2 protein-coding genes and 1 pseudogene are annotated in these 1375 nt (G+C 62.9%); 1 reads left to right on the forward strand and 2 read right to left on the reverse strand.

The features are described 5' to 3' along the window. Nucleotides 1-387, reverse strand: a 387-nt coding sequence (locus tag EOA86_RS34750; RefSeq protein ID WP_128345633.1) for a pyridoxal-phosphate dependent enzyme, incomplete at its 3' end; no start/stop codon positions are given. Between the two features lie 50 nt (nucleotides 388-437). Between EOA86_RS34750 and EOA86_RS34755 the strand changes: the two genes are divergently transcribed. Continuing rightward, nucleotides 438-740, forward strand: coding sequence for a metalloregulator ArsR/SmtB family transcription factor (locus EOA86_RS34755; protein WP_127210612.1), 303 nt, complete (start codon nucleotides 438-440; stop codon nucleotides 738-740). A 91-nt stretch (nucleotides 741-831) separates the two neighbouring features. On the opposite strand, the pseudogene EOA86_RS34760 reads toward EOA86_RS34755, so the two are convergent. Further along, nucleotides 832-1375 (reverse strand): annotated as a pseudogene (locus tag EOA86_RS34760) (diaminopimelate decarboxylase); the annotation flags it as partial.

The following is a 1375-nucleotide window of genomic DNA, read 5'->3' on the forward strand; positions in this document are numbered from 1 at the left end:
GGCATAGCGCGCGCCACCGACGACCAGCTCGGCGCCGTAGGCGCGGATGCGTTCCAGCTTGGCCGGCGGGCTCACTTCGGGAACGAAGATGGTCGCCTTGTGACCGAGCCGCATGGCGGCATAGGCGACCGCAGCGCCATGATTGCCGCCCGATGCCGCGACAACGCCAGCCTTGGGAACCGGCCGCTCGAGAAGATTGGTGAAGGCGCCACGTGCCTTGAACGAGCCAGAATGCTGCAGGCATTCGAGCTTCAGGTCGACGGCAAGAGGCGGACGGCCGAAATCGGCCATGTCGACGCGCAGCACCGGCGTGTGGCGCACGAATGGCCGGATGCGGGGTTCCATTGCGGCGATGCGTTCGCGTGTGATGCTATTGCCGTTAAGCATGGCCTGCTCCCAAGGATTGACATCTCTTAGTAACTTAGCAAAATGGCTAAATGCAAGAGGTCGATGTCTTCAAGGCGATTGCCAACGAGCGCAGGCTGCAAATCCTCGACTGGCTGAAGGACCCGCGCGCGCATTTTCCACGCCAAGCGGATGGCGACCTGGTCGAGGACGGCGTCTGCGCGCTGCTGATCGCCGAAAAGCTGGGGATCACCCAGGCGACGCTCAGCGAGCATATGCGGGTGCTCACCCGGGCCGGCCTTCTCAGCAGCAAGCGTATCAAGCAGTGGACGTTCTATCGCCGCGACGAAGGCAGGATCGCCGAGACGAGGGCGCTCATTCAGCACCGGCTGTAGCGGTGCAGGCGATCTTATTATTGACCATGATTGTTTCCGAAGACCGGTTCCCACTTTTCGCTGACGTGGACCTTCGGTTCGGGATCATGATCTATCTCAGCCAATCGGGCAGCGAATCCAGTCCGATCAGCTCGTCATAGGTCTGACGCGGGCGCACGACATGGAAACGGTCGCCGTCGACCAGCACTTCGGGCACCAGCGGCCTGGTGTTGTAGGAGCCGGCCTGCACCGCGCCATAGGCGCCGGCAGTGGCGATTGCGATCAGGTCGCCGGCCTTCAGCCGGGGCAGGTCACGGTCGAGGCCGAGATAATCGCCGGTCTCGCAGACTGGGCCGACCACGTCGACCGTCATGCGCGGCGCTGCTGCCGGCTGCTGCACCACCGGCTTGACGTCATGGAAGGCGTCGTAAAGCGTCGGCCGGATCAGATCGTTCATCGCGGCGTCGACGACCAGGAAATTCTTGGCGTCGCCTTCCTTCACGAAGATCACTTGCGAGACGAGAATGCCGGCATTGCCGACGATCAGCCGGCCCGGCTCGAACATCACCTTCAATCCCAGCTTGGTGACGTGCTTCCTGACGATCTGGGCATAAGCGTCCGGCAAGGGAGGCGGGCTGTTGTCGACGCGGTAGGGA

This window comes from Mesorhizobium sp. M5C.F.Ca.IN.020.32.2.1 (genome assembly GCF_004023105.1).
Taxonomy (GTDB): Bacteria; Pseudomonadota; Alphaproteobacteria; order Rhizobiales; family Rhizobiaceae; genus Mesorhizobium; species Mesorhizobium wenxiniae.

Bases quoted from the DNA above. Each gene is read 5' to 3' on its own strand.
- EOA86_RS34755 (WP_127210612.1), top strand. From the start codon at position 438: ATGCAAGAGGTCGATGTCTTCAAGGCGATTGCCAACGAGCGCAGGCTG.